The sequence below is a fragment of the Acinetobacter sp. WCHAc060006 genome (assembly GCF_004209135.1).
Taxonomy (GTDB): Bacteria; Pseudomonadota; Gammaproteobacteria; order Pseudomonadales; family Moraxellaceae; genus Acinetobacter; species Acinetobacter cumulans.
Window position 1 is genome coordinate 22,307 of the sequence record NZ_SGSS01000010.1, and the last position, 23,042, is coordinate 45,348.

Consider the following 23,042-nt stretch of genomic DNA (forward strand, 5'->3'; position numbering starts at 1 on the left):
TGAGCTTTATGTCAAAATATATTGCTAAAAGGTGCTATTTTTTGCTCAAATATCAAACAGTGTTTGAGTTTTAGAATATATAGCCTCAATTCAAGATAAAGGTGGAAAAATTGCAGCAGTTTGCTATTGGTCAGCGTTGGTTGTCGGACACAGAAACAGAACTTGGTTTAGGAGTTCTCATTGATGTAGATGAGCGATCTATCAGCATTTTATTCCCCAAAAGCGACGAGACTCGCGTCTATGCACGCCACAATGCGCCTTTATCTCGTATTGTTTTTAACTCAGGCGATGAATTACAAGATCAAGAAGGCTCGACTTGGACCGTTGAATCTGTAGAAGACCGTCATGGGGTGCTCCGTTATAACGTAATTCGCCAGCTTCAGGATGGTACAGAAGAACGTAAAGCACTGAATGAAACGCGTATTGGTGCGAATATTCAGCTGTCTAAACCGCTTGATCGTTTATTGGCCAGCCAAGTCGATTATAAAGAATGGTATGACTTACGTATTGAAGCATTGCTTATGCAAGCCAATATGAAAGCGAGTCCATTACGTGGTTTGGTGGGTTCACGTGTCGGTTTAATTCCGCATCAGCTGTACATTGCGCATGAAGTGGGTAAGCGTTTTGCACCACGTGTACTTTTGGCCGATGAAGTTGGTTTGGGTAAAACGATTGAAGCCGGTCTGATTATTCATCAGCAACTTAAAACGGGTCGTTCTGAACGTATTTTGGTGTTGGTGCCAGATTCACTACAGTACCAGTGGATGATTGAAATGCGTCGCCGTTTTAATCTCGAGTTCTCATTATTTGATTTGACTCGCACGGCATCTATTAAAGAACACGATCCAGACTTAAATCCATTCTTAACAGAACAACGCATTATTGCTTCTGTTGACTTGATGATTGACCACGATGACTTACGTGAACAAGCACTTGAAGCAGGTTTTGATTTGTTGGTGGTCGATGAAGCACATCATTTGATGTGGAATGAAGAAGATGGCGGTAACGACCGTTACGACTTAATTGAAGAATTGGCACAGCAAACGGCGGGTGTATTGCTATTAACAGCAACACCAGAGCAATTAGGTGTAGAAAGCCATTTTGCACGTCTGCGTTTGCTTGATCCATCACGTTTTAATTCGCTTGATCGTTTCTTAGATGAAGAAGAGCAATATCAACAAACTGCAAAAATTGCAGAAGTGTTGATGTCAGATTTTCCATTAGAAGCGGTACATTTAGACGCGGTTGAAGTTTTACTTGGCCAACGTATTGATGATACGCCAGAGCAACGTTTCCGTGCAATTCACGAAATTTTAGATCGCCACGGTACAGGTCGTATTTTATTCCGTAATACACGTGAAGCGATTCAAGGCTTCCCAGGCCGTGATTGTCAGCCAGCGCCATTAACAGCACCAGAAAACTGGTCTAAAGATGGTAAATTGCGTGAGCAAATGTGGCCTGAAGAAGCACAGCTTGATGGTGCTTGGATGGAACATGACCCACGTGTGATGTGGTTAATGGAAAAACTGCGCACAGATTTAAAACACAATAAAGTGTTATTAATCGCGCGTAGTGGTCCAGTGGTTGAAGCGCTAGAGAATGTACTTCGTCTACACGCGGGTGTACGTACAGCCATGTTCCATGAAGGCATGAGCTTGCTTGAGCGTGACCAAGCGGCGGCTTACTTTGCAGAAGAGTCATACGGTGCACAAATTTTACTGTGTTCAGAAATTGGTTCAGAAGGTCGTAACTTCCAGTTTGCCTCTGATTTAGTGTTATTCGATTTACCAGCTAACCCAGACGTATTAGAACAGCGTATCGGTCGTTTAGATCGTATCGGTCAAGAAAACCGTATTCAGATTCATGTGCCATACTTGATTGGCACAGCGCAAGAACGTATGTTTCGTTGGTACAACGAAGGCTTGAATATTTTCAGCAATATCTCGCCAACCGCACAAACTTTACAAGAAAACTTTATTGTGCAACTTAAAGATTGCCTATTGGCAGATTTAGGTCAGCAATTTGAAGATTTACTTGAAGAAGTATCTGTACAGCGTGAAGCATTAGAAGCAGAGCTTCAGGCAGGTCGTGACCGTTTGCTCGAGTACAACTCTTGCCGTCCGATTGTGGCACAAGAAATTGTGACTGCGCTTGAAGACTATGATGACAACACTACTTTGCCAATGTTTATGAAGCGTTTTATGGCGTCTACAAACATTGATTTTGATGAGCAAAGCAATAGCACAGTCATTATTAAGCCGACTGATCAAATGCAAGTTCAAGGTCTGACTTTAGATGAAGAAGGCATGACTGCAACGTTCTATCGTGATCAAGCACAATTGCGTGAAGATGCACAGTATTTAACCCTAGAGCATCCATTTACTGAAAGCGTAATGGAGATGATTAATACTCAAGGCTTTGGTAGCACCAATGTCGCGGTATTAAAGTCAGCTGCTTTACCGCAAGGTTCAGTATTGATTGAAGTTTGGTTTAAGGTTGATGTGATTGCACCTAAAGCATTGAATTTACCATCAAGCTTGCCACAACAGCTGGTGCGTGTATTGCTTAGTGAAAAAGGTCAAGACCTATCGCAGAAAATTGCGCCTGAAATCTTGAAGCCATATTTACATCATTTGGATGGCAACAGCTGTCGCCAAGTTGTTAAAGCACGTCGCGATGTGATTGAAGCGCGTTATAACCAAGCTTTGGATATTGCCAAAGCAGCATTACCAAACTTCAAGCAACAAGCCAAAGAAGTGTATGGTAATAAATGGCAGTATGAAATTGATCGTTTGACTTACTTAAAGCAATTTAACCCAAGTATCCGTGAAGATGAAATTGCACGTTTGCAAAAATTGCAGAAAGAAGGTTTAACGTTATTAGATGGTTTATCTGTAACGCCAGAAGCGATTCAAGTGATGGTCGTGGTTAAACCATAAGACGCAATAAAGCAAAAAAATTAAAAGCACCTTCGGGTGCTTTTTTTTAATCAATAAAGTCTTTAGGATCAATAGGAGAGAGCATGTAGGTGTTTTTAAGAAACTGAACTGCTTGCTCAAAGTCCTCAGCCGGAGGAATAATGGTAAAGCGCTGATTTAACGACTCATAATGTGGATGCTCAGGATCTAATTGAATGATCACGCCATACTGTGAGTTAAGCTGCTCTATATTCACGTGCTTAAAAGTTGGATGTTGCAGTGCAATAGCGCCACAATGAATGCTGAGGGGGTCTAATAAACGAAGTACATGATCGGCTTCTATACCATCAGCCACAAGGACTTCGGGTTGTTGCTCAACACAATAATTGAATAAGGTTTTGTGTAGATCTGTGTCTGATAAACTTAGGTCTAAGTGAATTTGGTGATCTTTTTGTTCAGTGTTGAAATCATCTAAAAAGCGCATGGCTAAACCCTAAAATTGTAAAATATTAAGAGAAATGAAGCATAACCTAGTCACTACGCGTGTTACATATTGCTGTATTAAACGCCCCTTAAATGAGTTAAGAGGCGGGTGTTTAGGTGTTATGCAATAAAACTTTCAAAATGTTGCCAGAGTTTTTCAGCTACTTTTTGTGCCTTATTTGAATCAGGTTTTAATCCCATTTGTTCATTTTCTATCAGTATAAGGTAATCTTTTAAGGCATCTACAGATGCATTTTCATCATCTAAAATATCAAGAAGTCCATCGATATAGCTGTCATACTCATCCTGCAACTCAGGCGAATCACCAACACCAATAGGGTTCCAATCGTAATTGAGAGTTTGGCGAATATTGAGAATAAATTGCTCTGCTGGATCTGGTTGTGTCATGGTTTATTCCCTTGCGGTGTTATGTTTTTATTTATCACAGTATTATAAGGTGTGTTCACGATTTAGCGACTATTTAGCGTCGTATATTGACGCCTGAATCACATCATAAAGAATTTATGCTGCAATCAATGAATTGTCAAAATAGATATCTTCTACCGTAAGATACTGACTAAAAGCCTGTGCAACTCGAATGACATATTCGGGTGCTAAAGCATTGGATTTTCCTGTAAGTTGATGGAATTCATATTTAAAATATTCCTTGTTATAACGTAAACCTAAAGTGCCTCTGAATTCATGCCAGCGCACTCGAAAGCAATAATATTTTTCATCATGTATGGCTTGTACAAAGCTGAGTATGCAATGCTCCATTTCAGCAGCTTCAGCCATTAATTCTTTGCTATTACAAATTAACTCAAAGGTACATTCATGCAGTACAAATGTGCTGGCTTTAAAGTCAAAAGGGGTATTGGATACGTGTATGTGTTGGCTTTTTTTGTGCCAAATTGCACTATGACGACTCAAGCTTTGTGCAGTTGTTGTAGGGTGAATCAAAGCAATATTTGGCAATTGTGTATATTCCGTTCCCTGAATCTGCTTGCCATAAATAAAATCATTCAGGGATAAATCAACTTCATGAAAAAAGAGATGGCTATTGTTTAGAATGTATAAGTTCAAAGCCAGTGCATGACTATATTGTGCGACATATTGCTCGTACAGCGGTTCATCACTATTGAGTAATATTACGCTCAGATTCAACAGTTGCTCTGGAGTATCTAAGTGTGGAATCAAGTTAAAAATAATCTGCGAGGCATACGCCTTTTTTGTGTGTGGAGAAAAGACCAGTTTTAAGATGGCTATGAATTGTTCAGAAGGCTGGGCAAATAGCTGTTTAATTTGACCTTTATGGCGAAATAAAGGGGCATTTAAATAACAGAGCTGAATTAAATGTGTATAACTAAAATAACTAGGATCGTCAACGTGGTTAAAGTCTTGCCGTAAAAGAAACCAATAGAGTCGGTTCGGATTCTCTTGTTCCCAGCGTTTTAAGTGATCTAAATAAGGGCTGAGCTTATGATTAAAATGACCATAGGCCTGCAAATTAAAATGGCTCTCAACGTGTTGAAACCATGTAGCAGTGGTTGGATCTAAGAGTTTATCTAGGATCATCACTTTTAATTGTGCCGCCAGCGTCTGTAGTTGCTGTTTACAACGCTCAATCTGTGTTTGTTCAATTGCAACTACTGGCTGTTTTGGGGATGGGCTTATGGCGGTGGCATCAAAAAAATATGAATACACTTGACGGTAGAGCGCAAACAGTTTCTTTTGTGGCTGATCTTTATATTGTGCTTGGCAATAGTGTGCGATCAGTGCAAATAAGTCATGAATGTTCTGTTGCATAATATGTCTAGCTGAGAGTAGACGATTTAAAAAATATTCAATTTCAGTAAGCGGGTTGGTTGCGGAAATTGATTGATAAAAAGCGCAAATTTGCCAAGAGTGCTGTTCATTGCATTGCGGTTGCAAGGCAAAAATAGGACCGAAATGTAGGCTAGCTATTGTTTCGTTATGATGAATTTGAATGTCGTTTAAAGTGTTTTGAAATAATTGAAAAAACTCTTGTATTTCTTGTGTGTTACATTCATTCATCAGTCAATACTCATATTTTGAGATACTGCATTTAATGTAATCGATTTGAGGCTATAAGGTAAACTTATCTCTGTGCAAGACATGAAATTTTGCAGATGTACCCAGTTTTTGGACAATGTTCATGTTGAAAGGAAGCAGTGGCGATTTTTATAGTCTTGCGCTAAAATTAGCCTACCGAAAATAACATGAAAAATAATAACAATGTCTAAAGCACTCATTACTCTTGGCGCCAAAACTTCACATGGTGGTGTAGTCACTGAAGTTGAAAGCTCTTTTACCATTAATGGCATTGCTGTACATCTTGCAGGGATGAAGCATTTTTGTCCGAAATGTAAATCTGTAGTGGCAGCGACCGCAGCAGATCAATCTACCACGGTGAAAGGTCGAGCAGTTGTTGTTGCAGGAGATAAAACCACATGTGGAGCAAGTTTTTTACCCCAACAAGCAATGGTGGTTTCGGCTAAGTAAATCGCTCAAAATACATTACAGCTCATCTTTCTTAGATATTGGTCATGATTGGTTTTTAGTTTGAAAATATTCATTGTGAAGATATATTAGAGTTAATACGGCAAGTTTATCTAAGTGAGATATCCCAGCATTTTTATACTAAGATTGAATGAATACAAGCATGCGTTTATTAGTTCAAATAGAGTGGATTGATCGCTCTTTTTGACTTTTAAATTCAGGCTTGGGAATTTTTAATCTATATTAGAACATCTTTGAAATTTTATTGATATTTTAGGTGTCAATTAATGACCATTTTTTTGATTTTTAGAAAGAACGTTATAGATGGTAATTTTGTATAGTAGCTAAATGTTTTATTTCATCTGCTGTGATCAAATTAATTATAATGAAGTTGTTTATTTTAATTTGTGATGATTTTTTGGTTTATGGTTAATTTTTTGTATTATTTATCATTTTATGAATCTTAATTTTTTATTAATATAAATATAATACCAATTTTTAAGTATTGTGCTCTTTTAGGCTAAGTCATATTTTTAAACATGAGATTATTTAAGAGAGTTTCATGTTATGAAAAATATCAACAGTATTTCAATTCTATTGGGTTGTACCTTATTTTCATTATCTGCACACATCTATGCAAAGCCAGATTGGTCAACAAAAAAATGTAAAAATGATTATCGCGCTTGTTATAGTCTTCCTGAAGTATTAAAAGCGCCTGAAAATATTGATCAGGGGCGCGTTGCATTTTCATTTAGTGATTCTGGTTGTTTAGCGTCATCGCCATTTTATCAAAATAAAACGGATCAATATATTCAAAAAAATTCGGGTATTAGTGGTACAACAAATTTTTTTAAAGGTTATAAGGATGTATGCCAATTTAATAATCAATTAGATTATTCATATATTCTTTATAATGAAGTGCAATCTACGAATAATCCCAAATATAAAGCACGTGTATTTGGTTTATATACTGTACATGATGTGGGTGCATTTGGTCATATTCATGATTGGGAACATGCTGTTTTATGGATGGAAAATGATAAGCCTATTTATTTAAGTATTAGCCGTCATGATGAGACACGCTATAAAAAGATTGAGAAAGCACCACACTTAAAAGATCAATCCAATGTTTTTGCTGTGAAATATATCTCTAATCTTGGTACACATAGTATGGGCTTTGCTGGTGCAGATAAAAATCATGTGGTGAATAATGCCCATCCAACACCTAATAATGAATGGTTTGGTCTCAAAGCTTCTCAACTGGTCGATATTCGAGAGTTAAATAAAAAATATACGCCAAGTGCTCAAAATTTAGATCCAAAGTATTCAAGTTTTGATGATTTTTTTGCACATCAAAAATTTGAAACAGCTGTACCTCGTGTCAATGATTTACAGTGGATTCAGTGTGCGCGACCTAAAGCTATTGTGAATAGTGGCGTAGATTTTATTGGAAGTTCTAAAAAATGTAGCATAAAAAATATAGAAGAATAATTTTAAATTGAGATTTTATAATCAATTTATCATCAAGTATAACTGGCTTAAATCATGCCAGTTATACGGGGTCTTGCTTCATCTTATTCAGTTTAAATGTATCTTATTATTAAAAAACATGAATTTTATCACAATATACAGCTGATATGATGAGTGATTTGTAGAATATATTGTTTAAAAATAACTATTTATAGGGATGGTGTTTGATCTAAAAATAATAAAAAATTAAAAAAAATGATTGAATGTTAACAATGATTGATTTGAATTTTAGCTTATTAAAACCGTTGCTGGTTTTAGAGGATGACCCAGTCCATCAATTGAGAGTTTCTAAAATATTAAAAACTTTTGGTTATAGAGATGATGATGTTTTTTATGCTCAGACCATTGATTTTGCAAAACAAATTTGTCGTGCAAATGCGATAAAATTTATGTTGGTAGATTTAAAACTGCCCGATGGCAATGGCATAGATTTTATAAAAAGTATACGAGGGAAAATAGCCAGTAGTGTTCCAATTATGGTGCTCTCTTCATGGAATACGTTTGAGGTGATTTATAAAGCTTTACGCGTAGGAGCCTCAGGCTATGTATTAAAAGAAAAAGATGACTTTGAACTCATGTTTTCTATAAGAACCATGCTCAAAGGTGGCGCAATTATTGATCCTGTGATTGCAAAGAAAATTTTAAACCATTTAACTCAAAGTTTAGTGCCTGAATTAGAACACGATGAGCACAATGATATAAATTTATCAGCAAGAGAAAAAGAAATACTAGACTGTGTTGCTACAGGACTAAGCAATCGTGAAATTGGCGTGGAACTAAATATTTCAAAATATACGGTGGATGTACATGTGAGAAATATTTATCAAAAATTAGCGGTAAATTCTCGAACAAAAGCAATTCATGCAGCCAAACAGATTGGGTTAATCCATTAGGCTACATGATCGATCTTTTAACGTATTTTTGCCTCATCTAATTGACGAGCACCTTCTAAGATCATTCGAATCATAATCATTGTTTGCTCGGCCACTTCAGTTCGTTCATTTGTAGGCATATCAATAACTTTAGCCCCCATATTAAACACCAGCTGTGTAATGGCTTTGGCTGCAATATCTGGGTGGGACAGCTTGCTGTTATTTAGTTTTTCCAGCACGATTAAATCTTCTCTCAACTCTTGTTGAAAAAAGTTCAATTGACGTTCAACTGCTTTTTTATATGAAAATGAACCTGTATAACCTTCACGCAGGAGCAAACTTAAATTGCCTGTGTCTGCATCAAGCTGCTGTATAAACACTTCAACAGAACTGCGAATAATACTGTTTTGCTTAGAGGCTTTTAGGCGTGCTTCATGCAAAATTTGACGAAGTACCACACCCGCGCGATCAATCAATTCAATTGCCAGTTCATCAATATCTTTAAAATGACGATAAAAACTATTTGGGGCAATACCTGCCTCACGTGCGACTTCACGCAAACTTAAAGAGGCGATACTTTTCTGAGGCCCAATTAAATTAAGTGCCGCTTGAAAGAGTTCGTCTTTTGTAATGGTCGCTTTGCGTCCTACATTGCGAACGGTATGGGTAATTTCAGGTTGCGTTTGTTCTTGGAGCATAGTGTCTATATTCGTATTCAAGGCAGACAGATGCCATGTCTTTCAAAGGATAAGAAACCTTAACATAGATTGACTTGAGCTTAATAGTATTTTGGATGTGAATAATTTATGCACAAATATATATACAGATATATATACATGTGTATAATAATTACAAAATCCATGAGATGTAGATGACTATGCATGTTCTTGCTAAAGCAAAATCTCCTTTAAGCTTCATTACAGACAGTGTGTTAGATCTAAATGCCATTAATTTTTGGCTTCAAAAAGTGAACCCACTTTGGTCGAGCAACAAAGCTTTAGGTAAAGTTGTGCAGAAGGATACTGCCGCTGAAGGAATGGTTAGTCTAACTATTCAGGTGAATCGTCATTTTAAGTTTGGGCAGGCTGGACAGCATCATCCAGTTTTTGCTGTGGTTGATGGTATTCGCTATGAACGTACATATAGTTTAACCAAGCTCGATGCGCAACATGTATTGCTCACGGTAAAAACCCTACAAGGTGGTAAAGTCAGCACATGGTTGGCTGAGCGCGCTCAGGCTGGTGACTTGGTTGAGTTTGGAGCACCTTTTGGTGACATGGTTATTCATGCGATGAACCAACCTTTAGTATTACTGGCAGCAGGAAGTGGTATAACACCTATGCTGAGTCTGCTTAAAGATATGGCCAAGCAGAATCAACTGAAAGATCAGCCAGTTCACTTAATGTATTGGGTGAAAAAACAAAGTGATGCTGCTTTTGTTGAACGCTTTGAAAAGTTAGCGTCTAAGCATCCGGCCTTTAGTTATCAAATTTTTTATACCCAAGAAGATGTTGCTGATTCGCGTTTAAATGCAAGCCATGTAGAGCAATTGACTGATGTAGAAAAGAGCACCGTATATGTTTGTGGACCATCAGGTTTTGTCTCTATCGCAGAACAGCTTTTTTCACATGCGCAGTCCTTCAAAAGTGAAGCATTTAGCATGAGCTTAATGGCGAATGATGATATTGGCTTTGTGAATGTAACACTTACACAATCAAATAAAGTGCTGAGCATTCCAAAAGGCCAATCTATTTTAGTGGCTTTAGAGCAACAAAACATCAAACCAAAACATGGTTGCCGTATGGGTATTTGTAATAAATGTGCCTGTAACAAAGCCGAAGGTTCAACCAAAAATATGGTGAATGGTGCGCAAAACACTGAACCTGGCAACTTGCTCAAAATTTGTGTGAACTCAGCTCAGTCTGATCTTGTCATTGATTTATAAGGTAGGACCATTGCGATGAATATGCCTGTAAAATTTGAATATTTTAAAAACCCAAAAAATAGCGAATTGACGCAAAGTCAGTTAGATGAACTTGCACGTGAGCTTGATGCGATTAAGCAAGAAGTATTGGATGATCTTGGCGAAAAAGATGCCCAATATATACGCCGAGTGTATGCAACAATCCGCTACGCATCATTTGCGGGCCGTGCGTTATTGTTTGCGGGATGGTTTCCGCCAGCATGGGTACTTGGTACAGGTTTATTGGGTTTTGCCAAAATCATGGAAAACATGGAATTGGGCCACAATGTCATGCATGGTCAATATGACTGGATGAACGATCCGAAGTTTAATGGCCAAACTTATGAATGGGACATCGTAGGTACAGCAGATAACTGGCGTCAAACACATAACTTTAAACATCATACCTATACCAATATTAAGGGTATGGATGATGACATTGGTTATGGCCTAGTTCGTTTGTTCCCAGAGCAACGTTGGAAGCCTGGTTATCTATTGCAACCGATTTATAGCATTCCATTTTGCTTGTTATTCCAATGGGGCGTAGCCATTCAAAACCTTGAATTGGGCAAATACTTCAAGGGGCGTAAGAGCAAAGAACAGACCAAAGAAGAATGGAAGCCAATGCAAGCCAAAATTGGCAAGCAATTGTTTAAAGATTACGTGTTTTTCCCATTGATTGCAGGCCCTGTAGCTTTACCTGTATTTACAGGTAACTTGGTGGCCAATGGTATTCGTAATATTTGGACCTTTAGTATTATTTTCTGTGGTCACTTTACCAAAGATGTTGAAGTTTTCCCGAAAAAAGTACTGGAAAATGAAAGCCGTGGCCATTGGTACATGCGTCAAATTCGTGGTTCTTCAAACCTGACAGGTTCAGAAGCATTTCACATTTTGACAGGGCACCTCAGCCATCAAATTGAGCATCATTTGTACCCAGATGTACCTGCGCGTCGTTACCGTAAAATGGCACCTAAAGTACAGGCTGTATGTGAAAAATATGGTTTGAACTATAACAATGCAAGCTTAGTAAAACAGTATGGAAGCGTGCTCAAACGTATTGTGAAATATGCGTTCCCATTTAAAAAGTAATTGCTTGATGAGTGATAAAAAAACCTGCTGATGCAGGTTTTTTTATGGTCGGATTTTGTGCTGAGTAGAAACTATTTTATTCAGGTAAGAGAGTTAAGCAGATCGTGCCAGATTTAATTCAGGCAAGCTTTGTGCTTGACCAACCATAAATGGAAAGTCTGCAAGGCTGAGCATTGCAAGGTCTTCATCGCTATTGCCGTAAGCATAGATGCTGTCATAGTCATGCAGGTTGTATTTTTCTAAAATGCGGATTTTTTTCTGTTCATTGCTACAATCTTGAGTTTGGTATCGCCCAGTCATCTTCTGATTGTGGATTTCAACTTCGCTACAAATCAGCTCAATGCCCAGTAATTCACAAATTGGCTTTAAGTAAATGTCGATAGATGCTGAAACCAAAACCACCTGATGACCCAATTGCTGATGACATTTTAATTGATGTAGAAGAGCAGGATCTAAATGTTGAATCAATTCTTTTGCATAGTCATTGGCCAGCTGGTAGAGCGACTCTGCATGGGTATTACGAAACATGGCATGGTAGAGCTTTGGACGCATGGCATGTGCAGGGTAAATATTAAGATAGTAGCCCTGAATCCAAGGCAGTATTTTTAAACCTTGCCGTACAATATGCCGCTTCGATAGCGTATAGAAAATAAACCCTGTAAAACTGTCTTTGTTACACAGGGTTCCATCAAAATCAAAAAGGGCTAAATTTTTAAATGTTTTATTCGGCTCATACATGTTTGATAGCGTCCGTTTACGCGAGAAGCGAACCAGTTAGTATTGTAGTCTCTGCTTAATTTTGGACCAGAAATAACAACTTCAGGCATTATGGCATAAAACGGTTCTTTGCCCGTTTTTTCTTGATAAAGTTTTGTCACTGCACGGTAAGTGGCTGTTTTTTCAAAATCAATATCTTTTTCCTTTTTCAAATCAGCACGAATTTGATTTGGCGTTAAGATCACATCATTTGTAGAAAAAGCTTTTAATAATTCACGTTCAGATGAACTTTTGGTTGCCAAAGGTGATCCATCTTTAGTGTAGAGGAGTAAATCACCATCTAATGCTAAATCTGAGCCACTCACTTTATTTAACATACTTTGGAAAGCGGCGTTACGGCTAGAGTATCGGCCCGAGTTGTAATCTGCGAAGCGATAGATGGGTTTGTCATAATCTGCTTCGTACATCATGAGACGGTGAATACCGTAGTACAAACCGCCGTATTGTGAATACATGTCGGTACGTAAGTCAGCCATATTGCCACTTTGACGTTTATTGTCTTTGGCATAAGTCACCAACACCTGCATTGAACCTAATGTGGTGATGGGATTCATTTTTTCACTGATGTCTTGCCCTAAAAGTTTGGCTGTACCAGTGAGGGCACTCACGTGATAGTGTTTTGCCATATAAGCGAATATTTCACGATATAGCTCATCTAATTGGCGCTCAGTACGAACACGGCTCATTTGACTTAAATAATTATCTTCAGGGCTAGGCTGGGTTTTGAGTACTTCTTGGAAATAGCCCGCGATCGTGCCACCAATTTTATCGCCTAACTTGTCTTTAAATTTTTCATCTAAACGGTCTTGTACTTCTTTCACCGCTTTTTGACCAAGCCCAGGGACTTCCGGGTCAGCATGAAAATTCGATTCTTGGTCTACCACAGCTACAATGGTGCAAACATTCTCTTTGGTTTGTGGAATGCCCAATTGCTCTGTAATGTCGTAGATGTCTTTTGCCCATGATGTACGTTCTTGCACACGACCTGGAATGGCTTTACGAATTTGTTCGGCATTAAGCGTTGGTTCTTTGTCGTTTGACCACCAAGAGCCATTGCCACATGCGGTCAAGCCAATTGAAAGTGCTAAAACAGAAAGCGTTTTAACACCATAGGTTGGAGCAAAAGATTTTTTCATATTGAAGAAAACACATTCCGAAAAGGGAGGTCTATCTGACGCTAGCAGTATACTATGTCGCCATAAAAAACATGACAATTATCTTCGCGTCATATCTTAAAACGTCACATATATAACGCTATAAGTGCTCAACTGAAGCGCTTAAATGGCATACCTAAAGTAGTAAAAACGACACAAATTAAATGAGCCTTAAACTTAAAGCTAAGTGAGTGCAGAATAGATATTTTTCAATGAGCTACGCTTAAAAAATATCATAATGCATTTATATTGCCTAGCCCTCCAAAATCAGTGGGGTATAAAAATAATTTTGCCATCTACTATGGGCTAGTCAGACATTTATAGATTGTCGTCAATATTGAGTAAATAAGGGCTTACACGATTGAGCTTAAATGTGTGGCATAACTTGTGAACAGGAGCTGTATTTACGCAGAAGAAAATAATTAAAAACCTTTATTTTTTAAGTTTCTTTTCAGCTTGTCTTGTTAAAAAGTAAGCATGGGAATTCAGTACACCCGTGCTTAGGTAGAGCAACTACAATAATGGATGATTGGAAGGTGTGCTGCAATTCTCGCAATCATATTTGAGCCATAATCCATGAAAATTCGTTTTCTTAAAACGCTAATCGCTGTCTCTCTTGTGGCAAGCTTGGCAAATCAAGCCACAATGGCTGCAACACCAAATCATAGTGCGACAACAAAAACACTTACTGTTATTGGTTATCACGAAATCACCAACAACAAAAATGCATTAATTCCAGAATATGCAGTTAGCACAGCACAGTTCCAACAACATATTGAGTGGTTGGAAAAACAAGGCTTTCACTTTATTACCGTTGATCAGTTGATCAGTGCCAACAAAGGCAAATCAACTTTGCCAGCTAAGCCTGTATTATTGACTGTCGATGATGGCTATGAATCTTTCTATCAAAATGCTTATCCTGTAATTAAAGCCCATAAAATTCCAGTGGTTTTAGCTGTGGTTGGTTCTTGGTTGGAGCCAAAAGCGGGCGCTCAAGTCGATTTTTCAGATGAAAAAATTCCACGCAGTGATATGTTGTCGTGGGATCAGCTTAAAGAAATGCAAAATAGCGGTTTGGTTGAAATTGCCAGTCACAGTTATAACCTGCATCGCGGGATTTTAGGCAATCCACAAGGCAACTCAGAACCTGCTGCAGTAACACGTTTATATGATCCTAAAACATCAAGTTATGAAGCTGATGCACAATATACGCAGCGTATTACCCAAGATTTAAAACACAATAATCAGCTTTTGGTTGCACATGGACTCAAGTCACCGCGTGTGATGGTATGGCCTTATGGCCGCTACAACATGGAGACGGTCAGTATTGCAAAACAATTGGGAATGCCCGTTGCGATTAGTTTAGATGATGGTGCGGATTCTGCGAAAACGTCTTTAGGGCAACTCAATCGTATTTTGGTCGAAGGTAATATGTCGACGACTGAATTGGCACAAGAGATTGAAAACCGTCAGAAGAACTTAGGCGATAACAACCGTCCACAAAAAATTATGCATATTGATTTGGATTATATTTATGATCCAGATCCCGCACAGCAAGAGCGTAATTTAGGGAATTTGCTTGATCGAATTTCGGCGATGAAAGTCAATACCGTCTATTTACAAGCCTTCTCTGACCCAGATGCCAATGGCTCTGCAGATATGGTGTATTTCCCAAATCATTATTTACCAATGCGTGCTGATTTATTTAACCGTGTTGCGTGGCAAATTCAAACGCGTACCAATGTCAGCCGTATCTATGCGTGGATGCCACTGCTTGCATGGGATTTACCAAAAAAGAATCCTGTTTCTGAGGATTTGGTGGAAACACAGCAAAGCAAAGAGGGTGAGCATTTAAATATGGGCTATCACCGCTTGAGCCCATTTTCAGTCGATGCTCGTGCAACCATCGCAGGCATCTATACCGACCTTGCAAAATCAGCGTCATTTAATGGGGTGTTATTCCATGATGATACCACTTTGTCGGATTATGAAGATGCTAGCCCAGATGCCATGAAAGCCTATGCGTCTATTGGTTTGCCACAAGATTTAAATGCAATTCGTAATAATGATGCGCAGCTCCAAAAATGGACAGCATTTAAAACCGAATATATTGATAACTTTGCGATGCAATTGGCTTCAGAAGTTCGTCAGTATCAACCGTTTTTATTAACTGCACGTAATTTATATGCACAAGTGGCATTAAAACCTTATGCGGAAAATTGGTACTCACAATCACTTGAACAATCGCTAAATCGTTATGACTTTACCGCAATTATGGCCATGCCTTATATGGAACAAGCACCGAACAGTGCCAAGTTCTATCAAGACATTGTCAAACGCGTCAAACAATTCCCAAATGGAATAAAGAAAACCGTATTTGAACTACAAGCTGTGGATTGGCGTACCAATCAAAAAGTACCGTCAGACGAAATGGCTTCAACCATCCAGTCTTTATATGAGCAAGGCGTGATGCACGTGGCTTATTATCCTGATGACCCAATTAAAGATCATCCCGATGTACATGTAATGCGTAAAGCCTTTGATTTGAAATCAAGCAAACTTATTCCTTAGGGGAATTGAATTATGTCAACGCTTCAGCAATTTTGGCATTCAGCATTGCACTTTGTATTTTACTATCCATTGTTTATGTCGTACTTATGGATGGTCGGTGCACTGATTTTTTATTGGAAAGAGCGCAAAGATCCGCCATTTTCAGAGCCACCCGCTTTAGCGGAATATCCTAAAGTGGCAGTATTGGTACCATGCTTTAACGAAGGCGATAATGCAGATGAAACCATTAGCCATGCTTTAGGTCTGCAATATCCAAACTTTGAAGTGATCGCCATTAATGATGGTAGTAAAGACAATACAGCTGAAGTGTTGGATCGCCTTGCTGGAAAATATGAAAAGTTACGTGTAGTACATTTAGCCCAAAACCAAGGCAAGGCTATGGCACTGCAAGCGGGCAGTTTGCTGACCGATGCGGAGTACCTCATTGGGATTGATGGCGATGCGCTCTTAGACCCGCATGCTGCAACATGGATGGTTCGCCACTTTTTAGAAAATGATGGGGTGGCTGCGGTTACGGGTAATCCACGTATTCGTACCCGTTCAACTTTAATTGGTCGTATTCAAGTCGGTGAGTTTTCTTCGATTGTCGGTATGATTAAACGCGCACAACGTAGCTTTGGTCGCTTATTTACGGTCTCTGGGGTGATTACAGGTTTTCGTAAAAGTGCGGTGCATTCAGTTGGTTATTGGTCACCAGACATGTTAACCGAAGACATTGATATTACTTGGAAGCTACAACGTGAAGGCTGGGACATTCGCTTTGAGCCAAATGCTTTGGTTTGGATCTTAATGCCAGAAACATTTAGTGGCTTATGGAAGCAACGTCTACGTTGGGCAATGGGTGGGGCACAAGTCTTACTTAAGAATATCGATGTATTGTTTAAACCTAAATTAAACTTTTTATGGCCATTAATGATGGAGCTGATTTTGACTCTAGTTTGGTCATATATGATGCTGATTATGGCGGTTATTTGGGTGCTACATTTTGTGATTCCTATGGGTGGAATTGGTGATTTAGTCAGTTCGCCATTCTTACCTTACGGTACGGGCATGTTATTGGGTGCGACCTGCTTATTGCAATTTGCCCTAAGTAAATGGATGGACAGTCGTTATGAGCCATCATTGGGTAAAAACTATTTCTGGATGATTTGGTATCCATTCGTATTTTGGTTGATTACCATCACCGCCAGTATTGTTGCCTTCCCTAAAGTATTACGACGCGGCACGGGCCAGCGTGCACGTTGGGTGAGTCCTGACCGTGGTATTCGTATAAAATCAGAAAGCTGAGTAAATATAAGATGAAAAATAATAGCTTAATTATCGATTTACGCCGCCAGTTACCATGGCATAAACGATACGCATCCAATACATCTACCGCCGTAATGTGGGGTATTTGGTTGTTGTTATGGCGCCCAGCCTTGCTGGTGATGGGTTTTCTAAGCTTGCAAAAGCACCATGTACTTGAGCATTTGTTTGGCTCATTTGGTACGGGTTTAGAGCATGGCTTTACTGCATTGGTGGCATGTGCCATTTCACTGTTGCTATGGTCGAATTATGTCCCTGCAAAAACAGTGAAAAAGCAAACGCCAAAAACATTAACAGACTATGTGCACCATTTTGATTTGCCAGTACAGGAAATTGAAAATAGCCGTCAGCAAAAAATTAGCACGGTCTATCACGACGAACATGGCAAAATTATTCATATTGAATAAAGCGCCGTATACGATTGAATCTGAAAACACTCAAGTTCACTTGGGTGTTTTTTTCATAAGTACTTAGCCCTTTAAAGCTTTACTAGAGGCTGAGCAAAGTAGACTTAGGTGGTATTTAAGCGTATTGGCGAAGCTAGAGATTTTTGCGAGAAAGATTTAGACTATACCTCTCCCATAGAAAATCGTTTTTGAGCGTCAGCATCTCGCATTTGTCAGGCAGAAGATGCAGAATTTTGTATGTCTCATCTTAGTATCTGCAATAGATTCAATAAATATTGCCGTGATGGATAACTTATTCATCCTATAGTTAGGATTTGTGGTAGCAAAATATTTTCTAGGTTTAACCTGTACGAAGTGGAAAAAATTAATGGCGCAGCATGCAGTAATTCAAGAGTTATTTGATAAGCCCATCAGCAAAAAATTGTGGGTTGCCCCGATGGCAGGTGGGTTAGACTATTTATAATAATAATTTAAAATCAATATCTTAATGTTTTTTGCGTGGCGTATGGCGTAGAATTGGCGTAAAAAAAGGAGGTGAAATCAATTCACCTCACTCCAATTTCTTTGAGACTCTTTTTGCAGTGAATCCAACCAGACTGCAACATCCGTTAAGTTTACAAAGTATTCAGATTTATTACCATCCACCTTAAATGCTGGAAAAGGTAGTTTACATTTAGCTGCTCGTTGTTTTGCAGCTGCCATATCTAAATGTGGCATGTAATCTTCCACAATATCTTTTAAGGCAACAACAGGTCTTTTATAACGCAGAATCAACATCATTGATGTGTCGATTTGGTCATTTCGATTGATAGCTACTCCCATCAAGACACCTCCTTCAAACTTTCCACAACACTTCTAGGCAACCCACTCAAATAACAACTAAACAAGTGGTATAGCTCATCCGCATTCATTTCATTTACTTCGATCATGCCACCTGTGCCATTTACAACACGCTGACGTGACCAGCCGCGCATATTGAAAGTAAACTGATTGTCGTAATCGACTGCATTGACGATTGCATTGAATGAGCCAACATCACCGGCTGACCATGACTCAATATATGGCTTGTCTTTGGCCACAAGGTTATCGAGTTGAAGCTGAGCGAATTGCACATTGGTTAATTGAATTTCAGTCATTGGTTGGCTCCTTTGGCTTAAAGCGTGAACGACGCTCCTTTTTCTCTTCACTAGTTAGACAGTAGAAGTGAACATATCCAATTTCATTTTTAGTTGTGCATCGCGGGCCAACTTTGCCACATCTAGAGCAATGGCGACTTTCATGTCCCCACGGTAATCGCTTAGTCATTGGCTGGCTCCTGTGCTTCGATCATGTCTTTATAGTCACGCCATAGCTCCCATTTTTTACTTACGAGACGTTCCTTATAAACCTTTTCTGTAATTTCCACCCATACTGGGTCGGTTTCCCCAAATGGTTTATTAACTCGCTCTAGCGCCATAGTTTCAGCAATAGTTTCGGGTAGTTCTTTCTGTACCAAAACAAACCCTTCCGGCACCGCTTGGGCTTTGGCTCTACCCAATCCAATAAGCCAAGAGTCCCATGCAACCTGAGTTGGTTCATGTAAATATTCATCACACTCATCAACTTCAAAACCATATCCAGCAAACTCAACAAGACCAGTGTCAGTCAGATGTTGCTCAAAAGCTTCTCTTTCTTTCTGAATATCCATCACGCCACCTTTCTTCAAATTTTTAATTAGCACTTCTAAAATCTGCTCACCAATTCGTTGAATCAATGGCATCGTGACTGAATTACCAGCTTGCATATATAAAGCACTATTTGCCATTTTTTCAGGGAATTGCATTTGCTCAACAGGATAACCCTGAAATGCAAAACACTCCTTTGGCGTGAGTTTACGAATACCGACCGCATCACGAATTAAAGGCACATTGTGTCCACCTGAACCCATATTGGCAGTCAGAGTAGGGCAAACTTTGCTTTTATTTTCACGCACATAAATCCGACGCCATTGATAAACCGTGTCTCTCGACTGCATGGTTTCATTCATTTTTACATAATACGGATGCTCAGGCGGATAATAATATTTAGCCTCAACAGGCATGGTTTCCAGCACATCATGGATACTTCGCGTGAGTGGAATAGCTTCTGGAAAAGTAAACTGTGCGAAATTCGTAACTTGAATAGGATCAAAAGCCACAATAAAAATTCGCTCACGGTTTTGTGGCACATTGGCATGCGTCATACTATTTAACACTTTATAAGACACTGCATAACCAAGTTCCTTTAAGGTGTTGCAAATTACTTGAAAGGTGTTGCCGTGATCGTGAGAAACAAGGTTTTTAACATTTTCTAAAAAAATCACTTTAGGACGATGTTTCTTTGCAATATCGACAATATCAAAAAATAAGGTCCCGCGGGTTTCATTAAATCCCTTTTGATTGCCTGCAATGGAAAATGCTTGGCAAGGGAAACCACCACATAAAATGTCAAAGCTTTCAGGAATTTTAGCTTTGGTTTCATTTAATGTGATATCGCCTTCAGGATATTCGCCATAATTTTGAAAATATGTTTCTTTTGCATGTTGGTTCCACTCACTTGAAAAAACACAGTGGCCATCAAGATTTTGTAAAGCCATACGAAAACCACCAACACCTGCAAACAAATCTATAAATTTGAATTTCATTAGGCCACCATTAAATAGTTAAAATTTTTACTACGAGCTACTTCAACTCTTGCTTCGCGCTCTAAGCCGACTAAAAACTCTCGATATCCGTTTAAGTAGCATCCACAAAATTGCTTGAATTTTCGCTGACATGCTTCATTCATCAAATAATCTTGCTGCATTCGGCCTTTGTGGCAGAATATTTTGAGAACACTATCGCCACGACGCATAACCACAGCATCTTTTTTCACTTGTGGCCTGTATCCATCACAGTACAACCAGTAAGTGAATAAGTTTGTAAATCGGCAAGGTAGGCGAGTGATCATGTTGCTACCTCAGCTTGGGTGTTATATCCGATAGCTTTAAACAGTGGGTTCAATGCAGAAATATCTAACTGCTTTTTAGCTCGAGTAGCAGCAACATATAAAAGTCGAGCTTCATCTTCGGTTAGGATTTTTTCACCAGGTGCAGCAGCTTCTTTATAAAAGAAATCACCACCAAGTTTGACCTTGTTAAACTCCAAGCCTTTAGACTTATGAGCTGTGGTCACAATGCAGTCATAATCACTAGAATTACTTTTTAGTAATGAGCTGATTAGAGCTTCTTCACCCACTTTATTGATTAGGCTAACAAGTGCTTTTAAGTCATTTCCAGAGACTTCATTTGTGTATTCAATGACTTCTTCCCAATTGCTAAAGCCTTCAAATACACTTCCATCGTGGACTTTTATTCCAGATTTAACTTTTTTGGCATCTTCAATGTTTTTTAATAAAGAACCTGTATCAACTTCCAAACGTGGTTCACGTCCAATTTTTACCAGCTCAACCATGTTGGAAAGGGCTGCAGCATTGGTGCGATAAATAAATGCATCGGCAACCATATCGGTGACTTCACCAACATTGGAGTCAATTTGTTCAAAACCACGTAATGGAATTTCTTCATCCAAAACATTGAACAAAATTTTATTCGCAAGATCAGCAATGTTTTCACCAAAACGGAATGATTGACTCAAACGTGTTTCAGCAATATCTAGGGATTGCATCGCATTGACAGCACCACGAAACGCATAGATTTGCTGGTGACGATCACCCACATAAATGACCTGAGCACGTTGCTTACTCAATACATTTAACATGATTGGATCAGCATCTTGTGCTTCATCAAATAAAATAAAGTCAGCATTAATCACTGGATTGCTCAATGCCCAATATTTTAGGTAATGGTCATGTTCGAGACGGTTAATACCAGCAGGATTTAAAATGTCATTCCAGTAATCATGTGCCTTAGGTAAAAGGATATTTGCCAATTCAGCACGATATGTATCATCCATCCAATCAGGTAAAGCAGCGTAAACTTGTGATAGTTGAATTTCGCTGTAATTAGAACGGCAGAAATAACCGACGGCATTCACCATAGATGTGGCCATACGTTTTGAATTAAATAAACGCTTCTGGTCATCCTCACCACGTTGTTTAACCAATGCCACTGGTACTTGATAATTCTCAAGATCATGGCGAGATGCCAATTGGTTTGACATCAAGCGACGATTTTTTAATTTATTGGTCAGCCAGCGTGGAACTGAGTTATAAGCTAGGCTGTGAAATGTTTTGCACTTAACATTATGGTTAAATTTAGACTGTGCTTCTGTTGCAATAGCCTTGTTAAATGCCAAGTACATGCCATGTTGATGATGCTTTGCATTACCAATCAGTTTAAGGGTAGAAGTCTTACCAGCACCGGCGTATGCGGTCACTTTACATGACTGACCATGTAATGCCATATCAATGGCATATTGTTGTTCAATAGTTGGATTCATCTTTCTATCTCACTATTGGTACCCTCATGTGTGAGGGCACCAGATGCCAAAGTTATGCAGTCAGTTCAGCTGCTTTACGTTCGTAAATTGAATTGATGTTGTCGATTTGAACATCAGATAAGCCAGAAGTGTGGGGTTCAAAACGCTCACCCATAATTTTATTGATGGTTTCAACTTCTGCTGCATCTTCCAGATCAACAATTAATTGAAGATAAAATTTCTGCCAGCCATGAGCATTTTTAATATCAGTTTGAGCTGGTTCACCTAAGTTAGTAGGTACTGTGTTGCTGACTTCTTTTAGCTGTTCCAGTGTTTCAGTCGCATAAATTTGTGCAATTAATGCTGCTGTATCGAACTCGGGTGCCATATCAACAACTTTGTCCTGTTGTTCACGATGTTCTAACTGTGCTTTTAGACCAGATGCACCTTGATGCTTCTTGATATTTGATGGCTCAGGAGTCACATCAATTTCTTTGTCGCGCTCTTCTTCAGCAACCCCAAAACCTTTAAGAATATCCGTGAACTCATCGCGTAATGCATAGCTACGTGCACGCATTTGCATCATACGTCGTGGATATTGAGACCAAGGACCAGCTTTAGAAAGTAAACCTGCACGTTTTGCATCTTCTTTGCTGAATGTTTTGGTAACTGATTTTTGGCCTTTACGTTTAACGATACAAGTTGCCACATCGTCGGTTTGAGTCTCTTCAAACTGCTCAAGCAATCCTGAACTACGAACCAAGGCAAGAACAGCATCACCCCAAAGCGAAGGACGACCATTAATTACTGCAATGTTTTGCATGGCCTGAAGTGGTTGCAAGCCAATTTCAGCACCCCATTGCATAGCAACCAAAATGTTGCCAGGCTTTTTCTGATAGTCCTTTGGGACAATTTCAGAGTTCGCCAATAAATCAGCAATTTGCATTGCTTCTTGAAGATTAGTAGGAGTTAAAAAGCCAGTGTTTTGAACTAATGCATTCATGATAAATATTC

21 protein-coding genes are annotated in these 23,042 nt (G+C 38.9%); 9 read left to right on the plus strand and 12 right to left on the minus strand.

The window, feature by feature from the left end; genetic code table 11:
- The first annotated feature begins 101 nt into the window (after window positions 1–101).
- Window positions 102–2,939 (plus strand): RNA polymerase-associated protein RapA, encoded by a 2,838-nt coding sequence (gene rapA / locus EXE29_RS07715; protein WP_120364390.1) that lies wholly within the window; start codon window positions 102–104, stop codon window positions 2,937–2,939.
- A 46-nt stretch (window positions 2,940–2,985) separates the two neighbouring features.
- On the opposite strand, the gene EXE29_RS07720 is transcribed toward rapA, so the two are convergent.
- From EXE29_RS07720 to EXE29_RS07730, 3 genes are all read right to left on the minus strand, one after another.
- A complete protein-coding gene (locus EXE29_RS07720; RefSeq protein ID WP_120364391.1) occupies window positions 2,986–3,402 on the minus strand; it encodes a hypothetical protein in 417 nt (138 codons plus the stop codon).
- 119 nt (window positions 3,403–3,521) lie between these two features.
- A complete protein-coding gene (locus EXE29_RS07725) occupies window positions 3,522–3,809 on the minus strand; it encodes a beta/alpha barrel domain-containing protein (RefSeq protein ID WP_120364392.1) in 288 nt (95 codons plus the stop codon).
- 114 nt (window positions 3,810–3,923) lie between these two features.
- Window positions 3,924–5,456 (minus strand): hypothetical protein, encoded by a 1,533-nt coding sequence (locus EXE29_RS07730; RefSeq protein ID WP_120364393.1) that lies wholly within the window; start codon window positions 5,454–5,456, stop codon window positions 3,924–3,926.
- Window positions 5,457–5,657: 201 nt separating this feature from the next.
- Between EXE29_RS07730 and EXE29_RS07735 the strand changes: the two genes are divergently transcribed.
- From EXE29_RS07735 to EXE29_RS07745, 3 genes are all read left to right on the plus strand, one after another.
- Window positions 5,658–5,924: a PAAR domain-containing protein gene (locus tag EXE29_RS07735; RefSeq protein WP_106985414.1), complete on the plus strand. Its 267-nt coding sequence runs from the start codon at window positions 5,658–5,660 to the stop codon at window positions 5,922–5,924.
- 564 nt (window positions 5,925–6,488) lie between these two features.
- Window positions 6,489–7,412: an NPP1 family protein gene (locus tag EXE29_RS07740; protein ID WP_120364394.1), complete on the plus strand. Its 924-nt coding sequence runs from the start codon at window positions 6,489–6,491 to the stop codon at window positions 7,410–7,412.
- Window positions 7,413–7,663: 251 nt separating this feature from the next.
- A complete protein-coding gene (locus tag EXE29_RS07745) occupies window positions 7,664–8,344 on the plus strand; it encodes a LuxR C-terminal-related transcriptional regulator (protein ID WP_106985416.1) in 681 nt (226 codons plus the stop codon).
- Window positions 8,345–8,361: 17 nt separating this feature from the next.
- Here EXE29_RS07745 and fabR read toward each other — a convergent pair whose 3' ends face one another.
- Complete coding sequence (fabR, locus tag EXE29_RS07750) at window positions 8,362–9,021, minus strand: HTH-type transcriptional repressor FabR (protein WP_106985417.1); 660 nt, start codon at window positions 9,019–9,021, stop codon at window positions 8,362–8,364.
- A 179-nt stretch (window positions 9,022–9,200) separates the two neighbouring features.
- Here fabR and EXE29_RS07755 point away from each other — a divergent pair, with 179 nt between their 5' ends.
- Window positions 9,201–10,268: a ferredoxin reductase gene (locus tag EXE29_RS07755; RefSeq protein ID WP_120364448.1), complete on the plus strand. Its 1,068-nt coding sequence runs from the start codon at window positions 9,201–9,203 to the stop codon at window positions 10,266–10,268.
- A gap of 15 nt (window positions 10,269–10,283) precedes the next feature.
- Window positions 10,284–11,378 (plus strand): fatty acid desaturase family protein, encoded by a 1,095-nt coding sequence (locus tag EXE29_RS07760; protein WP_120364395.1) that lies wholly within the window; start codon window positions 10,284–10,286, stop codon window positions 11,376–11,378.
- A 93-nt stretch (window positions 11,379–11,471) separates the two neighbouring features.
- Here EXE29_RS07760 and EXE29_RS07765 read toward each other — a convergent pair whose 3' ends face one another.
- Together EXE29_RS07765 and EXE29_RS07770 are read right to left on the minus strand one after the other, a co-directional pair.
- Window positions 11,472–12,116 (minus strand): HAD-IB family hydrolase, encoded by a 645-nt coding sequence (locus EXE29_RS07765; RefSeq protein WP_106985420.1) that lies wholly within the window; start codon window positions 12,114–12,116, stop codon window positions 11,472–11,474.
- Window positions 12,083–13,291: a DUF1615 family protein gene (locus EXE29_RS07770; protein ID WP_106985421.1), complete on the minus strand. Its 1,209-nt coding sequence runs from the start codon at window positions 13,289–13,291 to the stop codon at window positions 12,083–12,085. Before EXE29_RS07770 ends, EXE29_RS07765 begins: the two co-directional genes overlap by 34 nt.
- Window positions 13,292–13,885: 594 nt before the next feature.
- Here EXE29_RS07770 and pgaB point away from each other — a divergent pair.
- From pgaB to pgaD, 3 genes are read left to right on the plus strand one after another with little or no spacing between them, the layout of a single operon-like run.
- A complete protein-coding gene (gene pgaB / locus EXE29_RS07775) occupies window positions 13,886–15,880 on the plus strand; it encodes a poly-beta-1,6-N-acetyl-D-glucosamine N-deacetylase PgaB (RefSeq protein ID WP_120364396.1) in 1,995 nt (664 codons plus the stop codon).
- 12 nt (window positions 15,881–15,892) lie between these two features.
- On the plus strand, window positions 15,893–17,167 hold the full coding sequence (pgaC, locus tag EXE29_RS07780) for a poly-beta-1,6-N-acetyl-D-glucosamine synthase (protein ID WP_106985423.1): 1,275 nt from the start codon (window positions 15,893–15,895) through the stop codon (window positions 17,165–17,167).
- Window positions 17,168–17,178: 11 nt separating this feature from the next.
- Window positions 17,179–17,592, plus strand: coding sequence for a poly-beta-1,6-N-acetyl-D-glucosamine biosynthesis protein PgaD (gene pgaD / locus EXE29_RS07785; RefSeq protein WP_106985424.1), 414 nt, complete (start codon window positions 17,179–17,181; stop codon window positions 17,590–17,592).
- Between the two features lie 540 nt (window positions 17,593–18,132).
- On the opposite strand, the gene EXE29_RS07790 is transcribed toward pgaD, so the two are convergent.
- From EXE29_RS07790 to EXE29_RS07815, 6 genes are all read right to left on the minus strand, one after another.
- Window positions 18,133–18,414 carry a pyocin activator PrtN family protein gene (locus tag EXE29_RS07790; protein WP_009586842.1) on the minus strand — a complete coding sequence of 94 codons (282 nt, stop codon included), beginning with the start codon at window positions 18,412–18,414 and terminating at the stop codon, window positions 18,133–18,135.
- Window positions 18,414–18,728 (minus strand): hypothetical protein, encoded by a 315-nt coding sequence (locus EXE29_RS07795; protein WP_120364397.1) that lies wholly within the window; start codon window positions 18,726–18,728, stop codon window positions 18,414–18,416. Before EXE29_RS07795 ends, EXE29_RS07790 begins: the two co-directional genes overlap by 1 nt.
- 161 nt (window positions 18,729–18,889) lie before the next feature.
- Window positions 18,890–20,254 (minus strand): DNA (cytosine-5-)-methyltransferase, encoded by a 1,365-nt coding sequence (gene dcm / locus EXE29_RS07800; RefSeq protein WP_120364398.1) that lies wholly within the window; start codon window positions 20,252–20,254, stop codon window positions 18,890–18,892.
- Complete coding sequence (locus EXE29_RS07805) at window positions 20,254–20,559, minus strand: hypothetical protein (RefSeq protein WP_120366230.1); 306 nt, start codon at window positions 20,557–20,559, stop codon at window positions 20,254–20,256. Before EXE29_RS07805 ends, dcm begins: the two co-directional genes overlap by 1 nt.
- The gene (locus tag EXE29_RS07810) at window positions 20,556–22,049 is read right to left on the minus strand and encodes a 3'-5' exonuclease (protein ID WP_120364399.1); all 1,494 of its coding nucleotides are present in this window, start codon (window positions 22,047–22,049) and stop codon (window positions 20,556–20,558) included. The genes EXE29_RS07805 and EXE29_RS07810 overlap by 4 nt, the downstream gene beginning before the upstream one ends.
- A gap of 52 nt (window positions 22,050–22,101) precedes the next feature.
- The gene (locus tag EXE29_RS07815; RefSeq protein WP_120364400.1) at window positions 22,102–23,031 is read right to left on the minus strand and encodes a transcriptional regulator; all 930 of its coding nucleotides are present in this window, start codon (window positions 23,029–23,031) and stop codon (window positions 22,102–22,104) included.
- Window positions 23,032–23,042: the final 11 nt, after the last annotated feature.